Raw genomic sequence first — 14347 nt, 5'->3', positions numbered from 1 at the left:
CTAAATGCAGGTGCCTATTTTTACCTTTACGTGGCTTTCTCAGGTACATAACCTTTGTTGGGTTTATGCGGATATCGTATCACCCGGCTTACGCGCCAACGGCGCTAAACCGGTCTACGTCGTTTAAATTGAATAAATTTATCGCAGTATGACGGGTTAAATGGATTTTGTAGGGTGGTTTAGCGAAGCATGAGCGTAAGCCACCATTTTAATACACACCCTCCTTACACAATTTAATACATACTTTAATAAACAACGTTTGACCCTCTCGTGCCATTTTGTTCCACAGTCAAGGGTTTACTTTTTGATTCATTTTGCATGATATTTTGTTTATGTGTTTGTAGTAATGATTTAAACCAATAACCGCTTTGTTTTATTGTGCGTTGTTGGGTTTGATGATCGACATAAACCAAACCAAAACGTTTTTTGAACCCTTCATGCCATTCAAAATTATCTAATAATGACCAAGCAAAATACCCTGCACAATTTGAACCGGCTTTAATGGCTCGCGACACTTGATGCAGGTAGGCATTAAAAAATTCAACGCGTTTAATATCATCAACCTGATCATTAACAATATGATCAGTAAAGGCTGCGCCGTTTTCGGTGATAAATACTTTAGGGTTGTTATATTCGTCTTTAAGCAACATTAATAATTCGTATAAGCCTTCTGGGTAAACCTCCCAGCCCATGCTGGTATATTGCACGTTGTTGAGTTCATATTCTTTTTCGGGCGCTTTGGCCTGATATTCGGGCCAAAATTTATGCCCGATAAACCAAGGTGAGTATTTAACGCGATCACGTGAGTAATTATTAATTCCGATAAAGTCAATTGGGCTATTAATGATGTTCATATCGTTAGCTTCAATGGCCGGAAAAAACATTTTAATGCGATCTAGATGAGCTTGCGGGTAATAACCGCGCAAAATAGGGTCCAGAATCATGCGTCGCATGGTTAAATCAGCAAATTCAACTGCTTGATGGTCATATGTAGCAGGTTTTCGATGCCTGTCCTGCATGATTGTCATCGGCGAAAGAACAATACATCATGAAATTCGCTTTGTTGACTTACTCACTCAGTCAGCAGAGGACTCATCTTCAATCGTAAGACGTGTGGCTGCTGAGTTTTTAATTCGTGAGATGGTTAATTTGGGTGAAGAGTCTATTTATTTTGCTCGTCAGTTCGCGAAAGATAAATCGCCTGCGGTTGCAGAGCGTGGCAATTTTGCACTTAAAAAGTTGTCAGTTTAAAATTACATTTTTAATTCATTTTACTTGAAACTGCATCGTTATTAATGGCCTTAATACGCTCTAGATGCAGTCTTAATAATTTGTGTTTCAGTGTTGTGATTAAATCAATACGTTTTTATTGATTTAACGCAACAATTGTTTGTTCTAAACCTTGTTGAGTAATTCGACCGCTTATCTCTTTTTGCTTAGCACTAAGAAGTGATATGCCTTCCGCAACCATATCGTAAATCTTCCAATCGCCTGTTTTACTTTTGCGTAATTTAAATTGTAAATCGATTGACGGTTTGTCATCGTTAATAATACGTGTTTTAACCGTGGCATATTTGTTGTTCACTTTGCTAGCGCTATCGTCAAAGATCACTTGTTGGTCATCGTAATTCATGAGTGCGTTTGCATAAGTACCCACTAAATGGTTTTGCACGGCGGTGAAAAAGTCATTGATGCGATCTTTAGGCATTTTACGTGCATGCTTACCTAAAAGTTTGAATGAAACATATTTGATATCAATGTGAGGCATTAAGTACTGCTCCACAATTTTGTGCATTGATTCCGATTTGCTACTGCCTTGTAGGTTTGCCGTTTTAATTTGGCCAAACAATGTATTCGCGACTTCATTTAATAGCTCGTTAGGTGATTGCTTGTTGTCTGCTGCATACGAGGCAGTGCTAAAAGTAAATATAATAACGAGTAATAAATGTTTATAGGTAAGCATGTCGACGGGTCCTTGTGTTAAATGTTGATAAACTTAATTCAACTCAAGTACAGTACTTAAGCACTGTATCTTGAACTGATGTAAGTATAGTACACCATGGCATCGGCAATAATTATCTACAAATGCGCATTTAATTGATGCCATTCTGGCACCAATAAGTGACTAATAAAGGGTGTTTTTATAAAGTAACAACCTGTTTACTCATAAACCCACCCGTAAGTTGTTTGTGAAGGGCCTCTGTAACGGCTTTGGCGTTAAATTCGATAGGGGTTATTGGCGGTGGGGTGATCTTGTTTTTTAACACACTGTCCATGAGTAAATTCCCCATGAAGCTCATTTTTTGTTGAGCACACAAACTGCGAGTTAACCACGCACCGCCTAACGATACGATGCTAATAACCGGTGCTTTTCTAAAAAGTAATTCTTGCGGTAATGTTGATAAGCCATTCAAACACGCTATTTTGCCGCAAAAGCGTAATAGCTCAATATTGCGCTCCGTGTTTTCACCGCCAATGGTGTCTATTACGGCATCAAATTGGCAGGGACCCAGAGCCAACTTAAATTTATTTAGTAATTTTTTATCTTTGTAATCGAAGAGTTCATCGGCTCCCAATTTTTTAAGATACGCATGATTTTTTTTCGATGCGGTAGTGAAGACCGTCGCCCCGCGTTGTTTTGCAAATTGGATGGCAAACTGACCAACCGCCCCCGATCCAGCTTCAATTAATAGGTTGTCCCCATGCTCTATTTGCAATTTGTCTAATGCAAATAGAGCGGTCATACCAGCGCAGGGTAAACTAGCTGCAATAATTGGATCTAAGCCTTTAGGTATTTTTGACACGGCAAAATTCGGTACGGCAACGTATTCGGCTAACATACCTTGCTGAGACAAGTCAGCATGCCACATAACCCGATCACCCACGTTAGGCATAACACCTATTGGCGCATCTACAACCACGCCAACTGCATCTAAACCCGGTGTATGCGGATACTGCCAGCCAGCGAAGCCTTTTTTAGCGAGCTTCGCATCTACTGGGTTCAAACCAACGTACTCTACTTTAATCAAAAGTTGATTTTCTTGTCGTTCCGGTCGTGCAACTTCTTGCATGACCAAATCAAAGTTTTCATCCGCTTTTGTCAGCATGATCACGTTCATCAAACGGGGTAATTCGGACATAAGTATTACCTTAAATAAGGATTAACGCTAAAATTAGACGCATAGATCAAATTACGTTAACTCATCTATGTGTTAATTACGTGTTATTCATGCTACCGACATGTCCGTTATGGATAGTATGAAATGTTTATAGTTCAGTTAAATAGGACTAAGTAAATAATGATAAATCAGTCGTTATTGATTGCCATTAATTTCGCATAACTGTTTGAATAACCATCTTTTTAACAACGCAATTGTGTTGAGTACTCATCAATTATCAATCAGTGCTTTGCCTAAATCAATTTAAATTCCCACTGAATCCTGCCCCTTGAAGTCTCTTGGGTATACATTGCTTCTGCTTTTACCAACGCTTGGTTGGCATAATGTAAGCTTTTATTGGTGTATCGATTTCAAGTTGTTCGCATTTTTCATATTGTTCATATTGTTTAGTGCTGTTTGTGTTTAGGTCATCGCATTTACGATCGTATTTTCGTAAATGCGAGTGCGTCTTCAGTCTATTAACCTTGTGCTTTGGCCTGTGCTTTTTGAGCTGATAAACTTAAAATGGGCCAATTAACTTGTGGTTTTATTGGCGACTAAAGCATAAAAAACAGGGGTAAATAATAAGCCAAATACGGTGACACCAATCATGCCTGCAAATACGGCAATACCCATAGCATAGCGCATTTCAGAACCCGCCCCCGTGGCTAAAACCAATGGAATAACCCCCGCCGTAAATGATATAGAGGTCATCAATATTGGACGTAAACGCAAACGGCCCGCATCAACAATGGCGGCTAATCGGCTCATGCTTTTGTCTTGTTGTTCTTTCGCAAATTCGACCATCAAAATAGTGTTTTTACAGGCGAGGGCAACCAACACTATCAGCGCTATTTGCGTGAAAATATTATTATCCCCTCCGACTAGCCAAACGCCTAACAATGCTGAGAATATTGTCATCGGTACAATCAAAATAATAGCTAATGGTAAGCGTAAGCTTTCGTACTGTGCAGCCAATACCATAAAGACGAGCAAGACGACTAAAGGGAAAATATAAACCATGGTGTTGCCCGCTAAAATTTGCTGAAATGTGACTTCAGTCCATTCATATTCAATACCGTCAGGTAATGTTTTTGCCAGTACGTCTTCTATTGCTTGTTTAGCTTGACCTGAACTAAACCCCATGGCTGGGCTACCATTTAGTTCGGCACTTGGATAACCGTTGTAATGCATCACGCGGTCTGGCCCTGTTGTTGGCGTCGCTTTTAATACCGCTCCTAGCGGCACCATTTGGCCTTTAGCATTGCGCACTTTTAAGTTTAATATTTGCTTTGCGTCTAATCTAAAGTTTGCATCAGCTTGCGCATTGACTTGATAAGTACGGCCAAACATATTGAAGTCATTTACATATAACGATCCTAAATATATTTGCAGCGCGCTAAACACTTCATCTAGCGGAATACCTTGTAAAAGGGCTTGCTCACGATCAATTTCAATATCCATTTGGGGCACTTGAATACGGAAGCTTGAATATAAGCCCATCAGTTCAGGGCGATTACGCGACTCAGCAATCACACTTTGTAAGCTATCAAATAAAGCTTTAAAGCCTTGATTGCTCCGGTCTTCAATTTGTAATTTAAATCCGCCTGTTGTGCCTAAACCCAAAATAGGTGGCGGTGGAAATACCGCAACAAAGGCTTCATCAATGCTTGAATAACGTTTGTTAAGCTCTGCTGCGATAGCGGCTGCAGACTGACTTGCGCCAGTGCGTTTTGAAAAGTCAGTTAGCGGGGTAAATATGACGCCACTATTGGGGCTATTCGTGAAACCATTAATGTTCAGGCCCGGAAATGCAACAGAGTTGGCAACGCCCGGAACGCCTTTGGCTATTTCAGACATTTCTTGAATTACCGCTTCGGTCCTGTCTAAACTAGCGGCATCTGGTAATTGGGCTATTGACACTAAATATTGTTTGTCTTGTGCCGGTATAAAACCGTCCGGTACGCCGTTAAATAAACCAACGGTAGACGCTAATAAACCTAAGTATACCACGCCTACAATGGCGCTAAAGCGTACTAACTTTTTGATCGTTGCTTGGTAAGCATTCGCACTTTTATCAAATACACGATTGAATGGTTGAAATATAAAACGACCAAATAAACGATTTAATATACGGGTAAACCAATCAGGTTTCGCATCATGTGGTTTTAGTAACATAGCGGCTAAAGCCGGTGATAATGTCAGTGAATTAAAAGCCGATATAATGGTCGATATCGTAATCGTTAATGCAAATTGCTTGTAAAATTGCCCCGTTAATCCCGTAATGAATGCAGTTGGAATAAATACAGCACATAATACAAGTGCAATCGCAATTATGGGCCCCGTTACTTCACTCATCGCGACTTTGGTCGCTTCAAACGGAGATAAGCCTTTTTCGATATTTCGCTCAACGTTTTCAACAACGACAATTGCGTCATCAACCACAATACCGATTGCCAAGACCAGACCAAAAAGCGATAACGTATTAATACTCACCCCTAACCATTGCATAACGGCAAATGTGCCGACAAGTGAAACCGGTACTGCAATAAGTGGGATAATAGATGCACGCCATGTTTGTAAAAACAAAATGACAACAATCACGACCAGTATGATGGCTTCAATTAATGTTTCAATAACCGCTTCAATTGAGCCGCGTACAAATACGGTAGGGTCGTAAACTATTTGATAATCAACATCCGCAGGGAATGCTTCAGAAAGGTGTTGCATGATTGAACGTACTTCGTCAGACAGTTCGATGGCATTAGAACCTGGGCGCTGAAATATAGGCAGAGCAACGGCCGGTTGGCCATTTAATAGTGAACGTAATGCGTAAGAGTCTTGGCCTATTTCAACTCTAGCTACATCTTTTAAACGTGTCACCGCACCACTGTTATTCACTTTTACGATGACGTCGTTAAACTCTTCAATGCTACTTAGGCGGCCTTTAACATTAAGGAGTATTTGAAACTGAGCAGAATTAGGCACGGGTTGTGCCCCCAGCGAGCCTGCTGCAACTTGCTGATTTTGTTGTTGTAATGCGTTGATAACATCATTAGCCGTCAATTTTCTTGAGGCTAATGCATCAGGGTTTAGCCAAACACGCATCGCATATTTACCACCGCCAAAAACACGGACTTCACCCACACCACCAATTCTAGCGATTTGGTCTTTGACGTATAAGTCAGCGTAATTTGATAAATATTCAGTCTCACGGCTTTTTTCCGGTGAGTACAAATGCACAACCATTGTTAAGTTAGGTGATGATTTTTTTGCAACAACACCTAAGCGTTGCACTTCTTGTGGTAAGCGAGGTAGTGCGCTATTGACTCTATTTTGAACTCGAACTTGTGCTCGGTCCAAATCCGTTCCTAGCGCAAAAGTCACCGTTAGCGTCATGCGACCGTCACTGGTTGCCTGCGAAAAAGTGTACAGCATGTTCTCAATGCCATTTATTTCTTGCTCTAAAGGTGTGGCAACTGTTTCTGCAATTACTTTTGGGTTAGCTCCCGGGTAATTTGCAGTGACAACAACCGTTGGGGGGACAACTTCTGGGTATTCGCTTATGGGTAATTGAAATAATGAGATTGCGCCGCCGATTAAAATAATCAATGACAAGACGGCTGCAAAAATAGGCCGTTTAATAAAAAAGTGAGAAAAATTCATATTAAGCTCTAGTCTTTGCGCATCGCGGTTAAAACGGGTTGTTCAATTTGAGCATCAAGCGTTAGTGCTACGGCAGAAAGATCTAAAATAGTCGCACGCGGAGACACTGGCATACCAGGCCCGACTTTAGCAGGCCCATTAATGGCAATGACATCATTATTATTTAAGCCTGAGGTGATTGCTCTGTATTGGCCGTATTGATCACCGAGTGAAATTGCTCGGTATTGCAACGTGTTAGTTTCATCAAGCACCAAAACAAAGCGATTTTTTAAATCAGTGCCAATGGCTTTTTCTGGGATCAATATTTGTTGTTGTGGCGCTTGGCTGGCAATTTTTATACGGGCAAAGGCACCGGATCTTAAATTATTAGCTTCATCTAAAAAGGTCGCTCTCACTCGCAGCGTGCCGGTGTTTTCATTGATTTTGTTATCTATAAAATCAACCGTTCCTGTATGTGTAAAAGCATTGTTACCCAACAATTGCATCGCTACCGGTAATTGATCTGCCGCGCTTGTTTGACCAAAATGAGCATTCCAAGTACGCTCGTCAATATCAAAATACGCATACATTTTGTGATCAGAAACAATGTTTGTGAGTACGCTAATATTGGCGTTAACGGTATTGCCCTTTGTTATTTCCGCTCGTGAAATCACACCATTAATCGGCGATTCAATTTTACTAAAATCTAAATTAAGTTGTGCGGCCTTTAATTGTGCATTAAGTGCGGCGAGTTGAGCTTGAGATTGCTTAACAGTGGTTGACCTCGCTTCAGCTTCTTCTGCTGAAATTGCATCTCGTTTACGCAAGTGCTGCGCGCGTTGAGCTTCGTTTTCTACTTGAGCGAGCGTTGCTTTTTCACGGTCTACTTGCGCTTTTAAGCGCGCTACTTGTGCTTCAAATGGACGAGGGTCTAAACGAAAAAGCAAATCACCTTGTTTAACTTTTTGTCCTTCAACAAATTCAATCGAATCAATAATACCCGACACTCTTGGTTTTAAAGCGACTTGTTGAGAGGCGACTAAACGACTTGTGTAAGTAAACCAAGGTTGAACTGATTGAGCTGCAACTTGGGCTACATCAATCTGTGTTGCAGTTTGAGCTTGTGCTAATGTATTACTCGGTGTTGTCGGTTCCTCTACACAGGCGGTTAAGGTGAATAAGATGGCGCTAAAACTCAAAATATGTTTGATGTGTGTAAACTGCATTGTCGGTCTCCAAATTGAATACTCGCAGTTTAAAGACTGTTTACTTGATAAAAAACCATCGTTTTTTAAATTCATTAATGCCAAAATGGCACCAATAGATATTATTAGCCTAGTTTTAATGATTACTAGGCACTTATTCGTTAGGTGAAAATATGGATACGACGAGTCGCTTGTTAATGTTTTTGGAAATAATTGAACGCGGTTCTTTTGCGCAAGTCGCTGAAATGCGTAATATTGATCGTTCGGTTATTTCTAAGCAAATGAATAAGTTAGAAGAAGATCTAGGCGTAAGATTACTCAATCGATCTACTCGCTCATTCTCACTAACAGCTGCCGGTGCTGAAATGATGAAAAAAGCGCAAGAGATAAGGGAGCTGCTGAGTGACACCTTACAAATAGCAGAAAATTTTCATACCGAACCGCGCGGTTTACTTAAAATGACGAGTCCGAGCATAATCGGTAAGCGTTACTTACAACCGGTTATTAATGACTTTCAAAAGCGATTCCCACAAGTTGAAATAGAGCTTAGGTTAGAAGATCGCTTTGTGGATATTGTAGGTGAAGGGTTCGATTTAGCTTTTAGAGTTGGCGACCTTAAAGAGTCAAACTTAATTGCACGTTATTTAGCGCGTAACCGCATGCTTATTGTGGCGACACCCGAATTCATTCAAACTTATGGTAACCCTAAGTCTATTGCTGAATTAGCCCAATTACCGGCAGCAACTTATGCCAGTAACAGTTTACGAGTTGATAATTTACACTACGTGGATGAACAAGGTGTTGACGCAAGCGTAGCAATAAAAAGTTGTTACCGTGCAAACGACGGGGAATTACTATTACTTAAAGCGCTCGCGCATAGTGCTTATTGTGTTGTGCCTGCATTTTTGATTGGTGATGAAATAAAGAAAGGGTCGTTAATTCCTATTTTAACTGACTTAAATTTACCTTCGTTTCGTAAGGTGCAAGCTGTGTACCCACACCGGGGGTTACCGGTTAGAACCCAATTGTTTTTAGATGCAGTAAAACAATATATCGGCGATGATAAGCCTATTTGGGAACATAACATCCCCAACTTTGACACTATGTACCAGTTTAAAGACTAAGCTTTAATTCGACGGTGTTAGATCTCGTTTACCGATTAGATTTGTTCTAGGGCGTGTTTATCTTTGTCGTATCGATTTTGTTCTGAGTAGGCCGCTATTTTTATACTGCGATGAGCGTTAATTTGCTGTTTGTATTCACTAAAGGGTCGTGCAGGACAGGTACAAATAAGTTTTTGATTCTATTTAATTTTACATCAGTGTATCGACTATACATCGATGACAGTCCTGCATGATTGCATTGAACACAGCGTTTTGGTTTATTTTATTTTTTAGTTTCAGTATTGGTATGAGTAGTCGTTTCAGTGTCAGTTACATCAAGGTTTTCAGCATTGCTTTTAGTATCGGCTATTGTGTCTTGTTTACGGTGCTTTTTATGTCGGCGTTTATTCAAGTAACTCATGCTCTCATGTGTTGAATAAAGGTAAGCAATAAGAATGACAATGGGAATATTTTTGGTGATAGGGCCAAAAGGGTGTAACCAATAACTTGGGTCTATGTACGTTAAAAGTAGGGTGTAAAGTGTGATAACGCCTATTTGTATGATGCAACAGAGTTTGGTTTTAAAAGCCGTTAATAGCCATATGCCCAGCGTTATATCTAAAATTGCGCCATAGTAGATGGCGTTGTCGGCTAACTCGCCGGTAATATTGGCCCCTTCGAGTATTTGGTAACCTGTTTCAGGCGACAAATAAAGTGACGTTAAACCTGTAAAAAACCATAAAAAGGCCAGTGAATATTTGGCTGATTTAAACAGACTTTCTTTAATTATTTTGTTCAAGATGATTCCTTTATACAACAGGAAATGGTTTAAAAACCATTAACCAAAAAATAGCTAGAATAGCGATAAATGCCGGTACACCTAATAATATCCATGCTTGCATTATAGTCAAAGCGATCGTGTTTTAGGGGCAGGTTTCGAGTTCCAGACGAAACCTAAGTACTTACATCCATGTAAGCAAAGCCGTCAAGCTTCGAGACCCCATGAGCATATGCTCTATTATGTGATTGGGGCGAGTAAGCGCTGACAATGAACCATAAAATCTGAGCGAGAAGACTATAACGATTTAAATTCAGATGATATTGGGTTTGAGCTGACGTTTTTTTTGCTAAATCACGCAATTTGTATTGAATTTTTAATACCGGTGGCCAACATAAACCGATGAATATCACTAAGCTGAAAACCCAATAAAAGCAAGGTGAAGAATATGAGTAACTTTGCATATACATCGATGACTGTCCAGCACGATTTTGGGTTTTGTTTATGCTTTTTCAATACTCCCTTGCTGGGTATTTTCTCACACCCGCTCCCATTTTAATTTTATAAATATCAGTTTTAGAGGTAGCAATTATTTGCTGAATCGGCCTTATCTTTTTAGGTAAGTGTGTGTGAAGGTTTATACGCATACTTATCCAGTAGCCGCTTAACATTATCATTTTGTTTAGCGGCTACTGACGTTTTCTTAAAAACATTTGGGATAACACTAAAATAATAAGGTTACTACAAGATGAACACAATTTTGAACAAAAAGATAAAACGCAGCGCTAGCGCTTTATCGGTGATACTCTCTTTGGTGTCTGCGCAAGCATTGGCCGAGGTAGAACTAGAGCAAGAAATTCATATAACAGACTTGGGTTTATATTTTAATGGCGATAAAAAATCATCAACTAATGCCGCTTTAAATGAAGCCGATGTTGGCCCAGGCCAATACGATTATATGTATGGCCGCGCCATCACACCACACGGTGATACGATAAAAGTGTATAAAAACTTTGTTTTTATGACGTGGTACAAAGGCGGAAAATATAACCGACATGTGCAATTAACGCGTTATAACATGGATACCGGCACCACCAAAACTATTGAATTTCCACATCGCCATACCGGTTACCAAAATAGATGGTGGGTTGGTGAAACCCATAACACTATTGCCATTGGTTTAAGCCCTAAAAACGAAAGCATTCATATGGTGTTTGATCAACATTCATTATCATCGAGCAACCCCAGTGACGGTACTGCAGCTAATGATTACTTCAAATATTATTATTCAAAAGCTAACGCGTTAACGGTGCCAGACAACGAATTTACCTTAGACTTATTTGTTAAAGACACTTACTTTGCTGGCAACGACTTAGTGAATGCCAAATACAGCCCTAGTGACGAAATTGATGAATATAAACACATCACTTTAACAGGCGACGTAAACTCAAATATATTTGCCAATTTATCTTACCCGAAGTTTTTTACCACCAATGAAGGCGATCTGTTTTTATATATGCGTAAAGGCCGTTCACAAAACGGAAAATTTTCATATATAAGATATGATGGCAATAACTGGCAAAGTAGTTTTAAAGACTTTAACCATAATGGCGCACAAAGTCGCGGCAATGCCTACAACTATGGCGTTTATGGCGAAATGAAATACCTGAACGGTAAAGTGCGCATGGGTTTTCAGCAGCGCGCCAAAGTTGATGATAAATATGTTTACCAAAATGGCTTCTTTGGTGCTTACTCAGATGATCCAATCGGCCAAACGAACTGGAAAAACTATAATCACGAGTCATTAACTATGCCGGTGTTAAATACCGACGCGATAAAAATTTCTGAGCCTGGTGATGTTTTTCCTGCAGCAAATAGTCGCAATCAGCTTTATATGGTAGGTGGGTTTGATTGGACCGTGACCGATAATGATGATGTGCACTTTATCGGTAGCGTAAAAGACACCAGAAATAATATCACTAAAAAAGTACATACCTACCGTAAAGGCGGGAACTCAGATTTTGTCACGACCACAGACTTTTCAGGCGCAGATGAGCTATATACCGCAGGTAATGATATCTTCATCATCGGACTTCAAGGTGGCCGCCCAAATATAGAGCGAGCGGTTGGAGGCACCAATAACTTTGAGGTGGTTTATCGACCGACTACCGGAAAAATCTTTGAAAAAGGTGTGCCTTACATTCATGAAGGCAAATTATATTATTATTTACTTGAAAGTGGCTCTGGCGATAAACGCACCACCTATTTGCAAATTATCGACTTAGATCTGGTCGATATTAGTGGTCCTGACGGTTTTAGCTTCGCGGCGAATGAAGGTGATACCGTTGAAGTGACGGGTACCATGGACATCGCCTTTGGTGCTAACGGGCAATTCAATTACTTAAATGCTCAAACTAACAATGTCTATTGTGAGCGAAATATATTTGGTGACCCAGCGCCGGGTGTGGTTAAAAAATGTTATGTAAAAGCGGTAGTTGATCAAACCCCTGAAGTCAGCTTTGATCAAGGGGAAATTGTGCTTGATGAAGGTTACGAGCAATTATTGTTATCAGTACAAGTGGATAGTCCTACAGATGCAGATATTGAGCATGTAAAACTTTACTTAAATGGTGATTTTATCCGCCAAGAGTCAGTACCGCCATACGAATGGGGTCACGCCGGTTTACCTAATGAATTGTTAGGTTTTACCGCCGGTCGTTATACCTTTAAAGCCGTGGCCACTGACGTTAATGGTAATGAAGGTCAAAAATATAAAATCGTTAATGTTAACGAAGTTGAAAACTCAAATGGGTGCAGCAGTACTACCGACGTAACTTGGAATAGCAAAACCGAAGTTACCTTATCGGCTAGTGACAGCTGTATTCGTTTTGACCGTGACTTATCAGGGGCTACGGTACAGTTTTGGGACAGCGATACCAACACGGCTTGTGATTTTAACGGTAGCGTTTTCTCGGTTGATGGTAGCGGCACTATCGATATCAGCGCCACTTACAAACAATCATCTGACTTTAGCGGTAGCATATTAATGCTGGCGCCGAGTAACAACTGTCAATTCATTAAAGTACGTGCGTACTAATTGCTATTTTTTTATCAAATAATGATTAACTCATATCTCCATTGCCGATTTGTCGGCGATGGAGGTATTTTTTGTTGATCTTAATGAAAAAATACAACTCACCAACTGTTCGATAGAAACACTAACAAAGGCAAAATTTCGATGACTGTCCTGTACGATTTCACGTAATAGTTGGCCATTTCTAGTGAATTCAATGCAGATACAATTAAGTTCCGTTGTTAAATTGTAACAGCCGTTGTTGTGGTTAAATGGATGTGGCCTGATTTAGAATATTGTTCAGGGAATATCGTTGTAAAAAGCCCCTAGGTAGGGTGCCGTGAGCTTGCGAACCGCACCGGTTAAAACCTATAAAAGCAGATACCCACCTCAAGTTGTCATTTGATTTTACCATTCGGTATTCACTTTATAATGACCCACAACGTAAATTAATACCAAACACGCATTTGCAGCACTGTATTTTGTACAACTCCCGATCATTGCTCCTCTATTCAAGAAAATGCGCAAGTTGCGCATTTTTATCTTTGGTAAATTTTTCATCTGTAAATAAACAATATAAATAGCAATGTGTTAGCTTATTTGTTAAAAATACAGTAAGTAAGAAAATGCGCGCGGATTTAGTAGAAAAATGCGCAAATCGCGCACTATTAAATTGTTAGAGTTTTAGGGAAGTATGGATATAAAATTTCACCGGCTTAAAGTTGGCGGGAATGATAATGGATCTTTTGGTTATGGAGCGAGCTGGCTTATAGGTTTAGGTATATTAATGGCTGCTGGTTCTATAACTATATTTAGTTATGTGGATACTGCACCATATTTTCTAATTGGTTTTGTTCCTTTAATTTTCATCTTTTATTTATCTACTAATTTCCCTAAATTACGTATCATAATTCTTCTATTATCAGGTTCTTTGTCTTTATTTTTAGGTATAATTTCTATACCAGATTTTCTTTCAAACAATACCGACAACTCTGGTATAGGTTTGTACCATGGGCTTCTTAGTTTATATTTTTTGGGTGTTTTCGCCTCTCAATTTAAAAACTCTAACAACACGCCCTGAGGTGGACAGCAAGCATTAAGTTTTACTTTTTACCGCATATTTTAAGAGCGGTGAACCCTTACTTTTCAAGGCTTCTAGATAAGTTGATTCATCATATGCTGTGCTGGTTTTCCAGCACCGAAACAATATCCTGATCCACTTAAATGCCAACGCTCTGATGATGGTATTATGCGGTTTTCCTTTCGCTGCTTGCTGTTGATAATAAGCTTTAGCCCAAAACGAATATCGCACCGATTGACCTGCCCATTCAACAAATGTTTGCCGTAAAAATGTTGTGCATGAGTATCGCCAATGTATCCACTCT

Annotated in this window: 11 protein-coding genes and 1 pseudogene; 4 read left to right on the top strand and 8 right to left on the bottom strand. The window is 39.8% G+C overall.

All coding sequences use genetic code 11. The features are described 5' to 3' along the window. Positions 1-245: 245 nt before the first annotated feature. The gene (locus tag DPX34_RS21230) at positions 246-1019 is read right to left on the bottom strand and encodes a glycoside hydrolase family 1 protein (RefSeq protein ID WP_157964817.1); all 774 of its coding nucleotides are present in this window, start codon (positions 1017-1019) and stop codon (positions 246-248) included. Here DPX34_RS21230 and DPX34_RS21835 point away from each other — a divergent pair. After that, on the top strand, positions 1018-1251 hold the full coding sequence (locus DPX34_RS21835; protein ID WP_157964816.1) for a hypothetical protein: 234 nt from the start codon (positions 1018-1020) through the stop codon (positions 1249-1251). The genes DPX34_RS21230 and DPX34_RS21835 overlap by 2 nt on opposite strands. 115 nt (positions 1252-1366) lie before the next feature. Here the strand turns inward: DPX34_RS21835 and DPX34_RS21225 are convergent, their stop codons facing one another. The 4 genes from DPX34_RS21225 to DPX34_RS21210 all read right to left on the bottom strand — a co-directional run bounded on the left by DPX34_RS21225 (position 1367) and on the right by DPX34_RS21210 (position 8029). Continuing rightward, complete coding sequence (locus DPX34_RS21225; RefSeq protein ID WP_111980418.1) at positions 1367-1963, bottom strand: MlaC/ttg2D family ABC transporter substrate-binding protein; 597 nt, start codon at positions 1961-1963, stop codon at positions 1367-1369. 178 nt (positions 1964-2141) lie between these two features. Continuing rightward, positions 2142-3140 (bottom strand): zinc-binding dehydrogenase, encoded by a 999-nt coding sequence (locus tag DPX34_RS21220; RefSeq protein WP_111980417.1) that lies wholly within the window; start codon positions 3138-3140, stop codon positions 2142-2144. A 552-nt stretch (positions 3141-3692) separates the two neighbouring features. Beyond that, on the bottom strand, positions 3693-6824 hold the full coding sequence (locus DPX34_RS21215; RefSeq protein ID WP_111980416.1) for an efflux RND transporter permease subunit: 3132 nt from the start codon (positions 6822-6824) through the stop codon (positions 3693-3695). A gap of 8 nt (positions 6825-6832) precedes the next feature. Continuing rightward, on the bottom strand, positions 6833-8029 hold the full coding sequence (locus tag DPX34_RS21210) for an efflux RND transporter periplasmic adaptor subunit (RefSeq protein ID WP_111980421.1): 1197 nt from the start codon (positions 8027-8029) through the stop codon (positions 6833-6835). A gap of 152 nt (positions 8030-8181) precedes the next feature. Between DPX34_RS21210 and DPX34_RS21205 the strand changes: the two genes are divergently transcribed. Then, positions 8182-9132 (top strand): LysR family transcriptional regulator, encoded by a 951-nt coding sequence (locus tag DPX34_RS21205; RefSeq protein ID WP_111980415.1) that lies wholly within the window; start codon positions 8182-8184, stop codon positions 9130-9132. A 262-nt stretch (positions 9133-9394) separates the two neighbouring features. Here DPX34_RS21205 and DPX34_RS21200 read toward each other — a convergent pair whose 3' ends face one another. Both DPX34_RS21200 and DPX34_RS22380 read right to left on the bottom strand, forming a co-directional pair. After that, positions 9395-9910, bottom strand: a complete 516-nt coding sequence (locus DPX34_RS21200; protein WP_232824830.1) for a DoxX-like family protein — start codon at positions 9908-9910, stop codon at positions 9395-9397. Positions 9911-9920: 10 nt separating this feature from the next. Continuing rightward, on the bottom strand, positions 9921-10013 hold the full coding sequence (locus DPX34_RS22380) for a hypothetical protein (protein WP_332872842.1): 93 nt from the start codon (positions 10011-10013) through the stop codon (positions 9921-9923). A gap of 624 nt (positions 10014-10637) precedes the next feature. Here DPX34_RS22380 and DPX34_RS21185 point away from each other — a divergent pair. Then, positions 10638-12986 carry a BNR-4 repeat-containing protein gene (locus DPX34_RS21185; RefSeq protein WP_111980414.1) on the top strand — a complete coding sequence of 783 codons (2349 nt, stop codon included), beginning with the start codon at positions 10638-10640 and terminating at the stop codon, positions 12984-12986. A 670-nt stretch (positions 12987-13656) separates the two neighbouring features. Next, positions 13657-14043, top strand: a complete 387-nt coding sequence (locus DPX34_RS21180) for a hypothetical protein (protein ID WP_111980413.1) — start codon at positions 13657-13659, stop codon at positions 14041-14043. A gap of 15 nt (positions 14044-14058) precedes the next feature. Here DPX34_RS21180 and DPX34_RS22165 read toward each other — a convergent pair. Further along, a pseudogene (locus DPX34_RS22165) lies at positions 14059-14347 on the bottom strand (IS110 family transposase); the annotation flags it as partial.

It is taken from the genome of Algibacillus agarilyticus, assembly GCF_003286125.1.
GTDB classification, from domain to species: Bacteria; Pseudomonadota; Gammaproteobacteria; order Enterobacterales; family Alteromonadaceae; genus Algibacillus; species Algibacillus agarilyticus.
The sequence above is the reverse complement of the archived record's forward strand: the minus strand, read 5'-3'. Positions and strand labels throughout refer to the sequence as shown.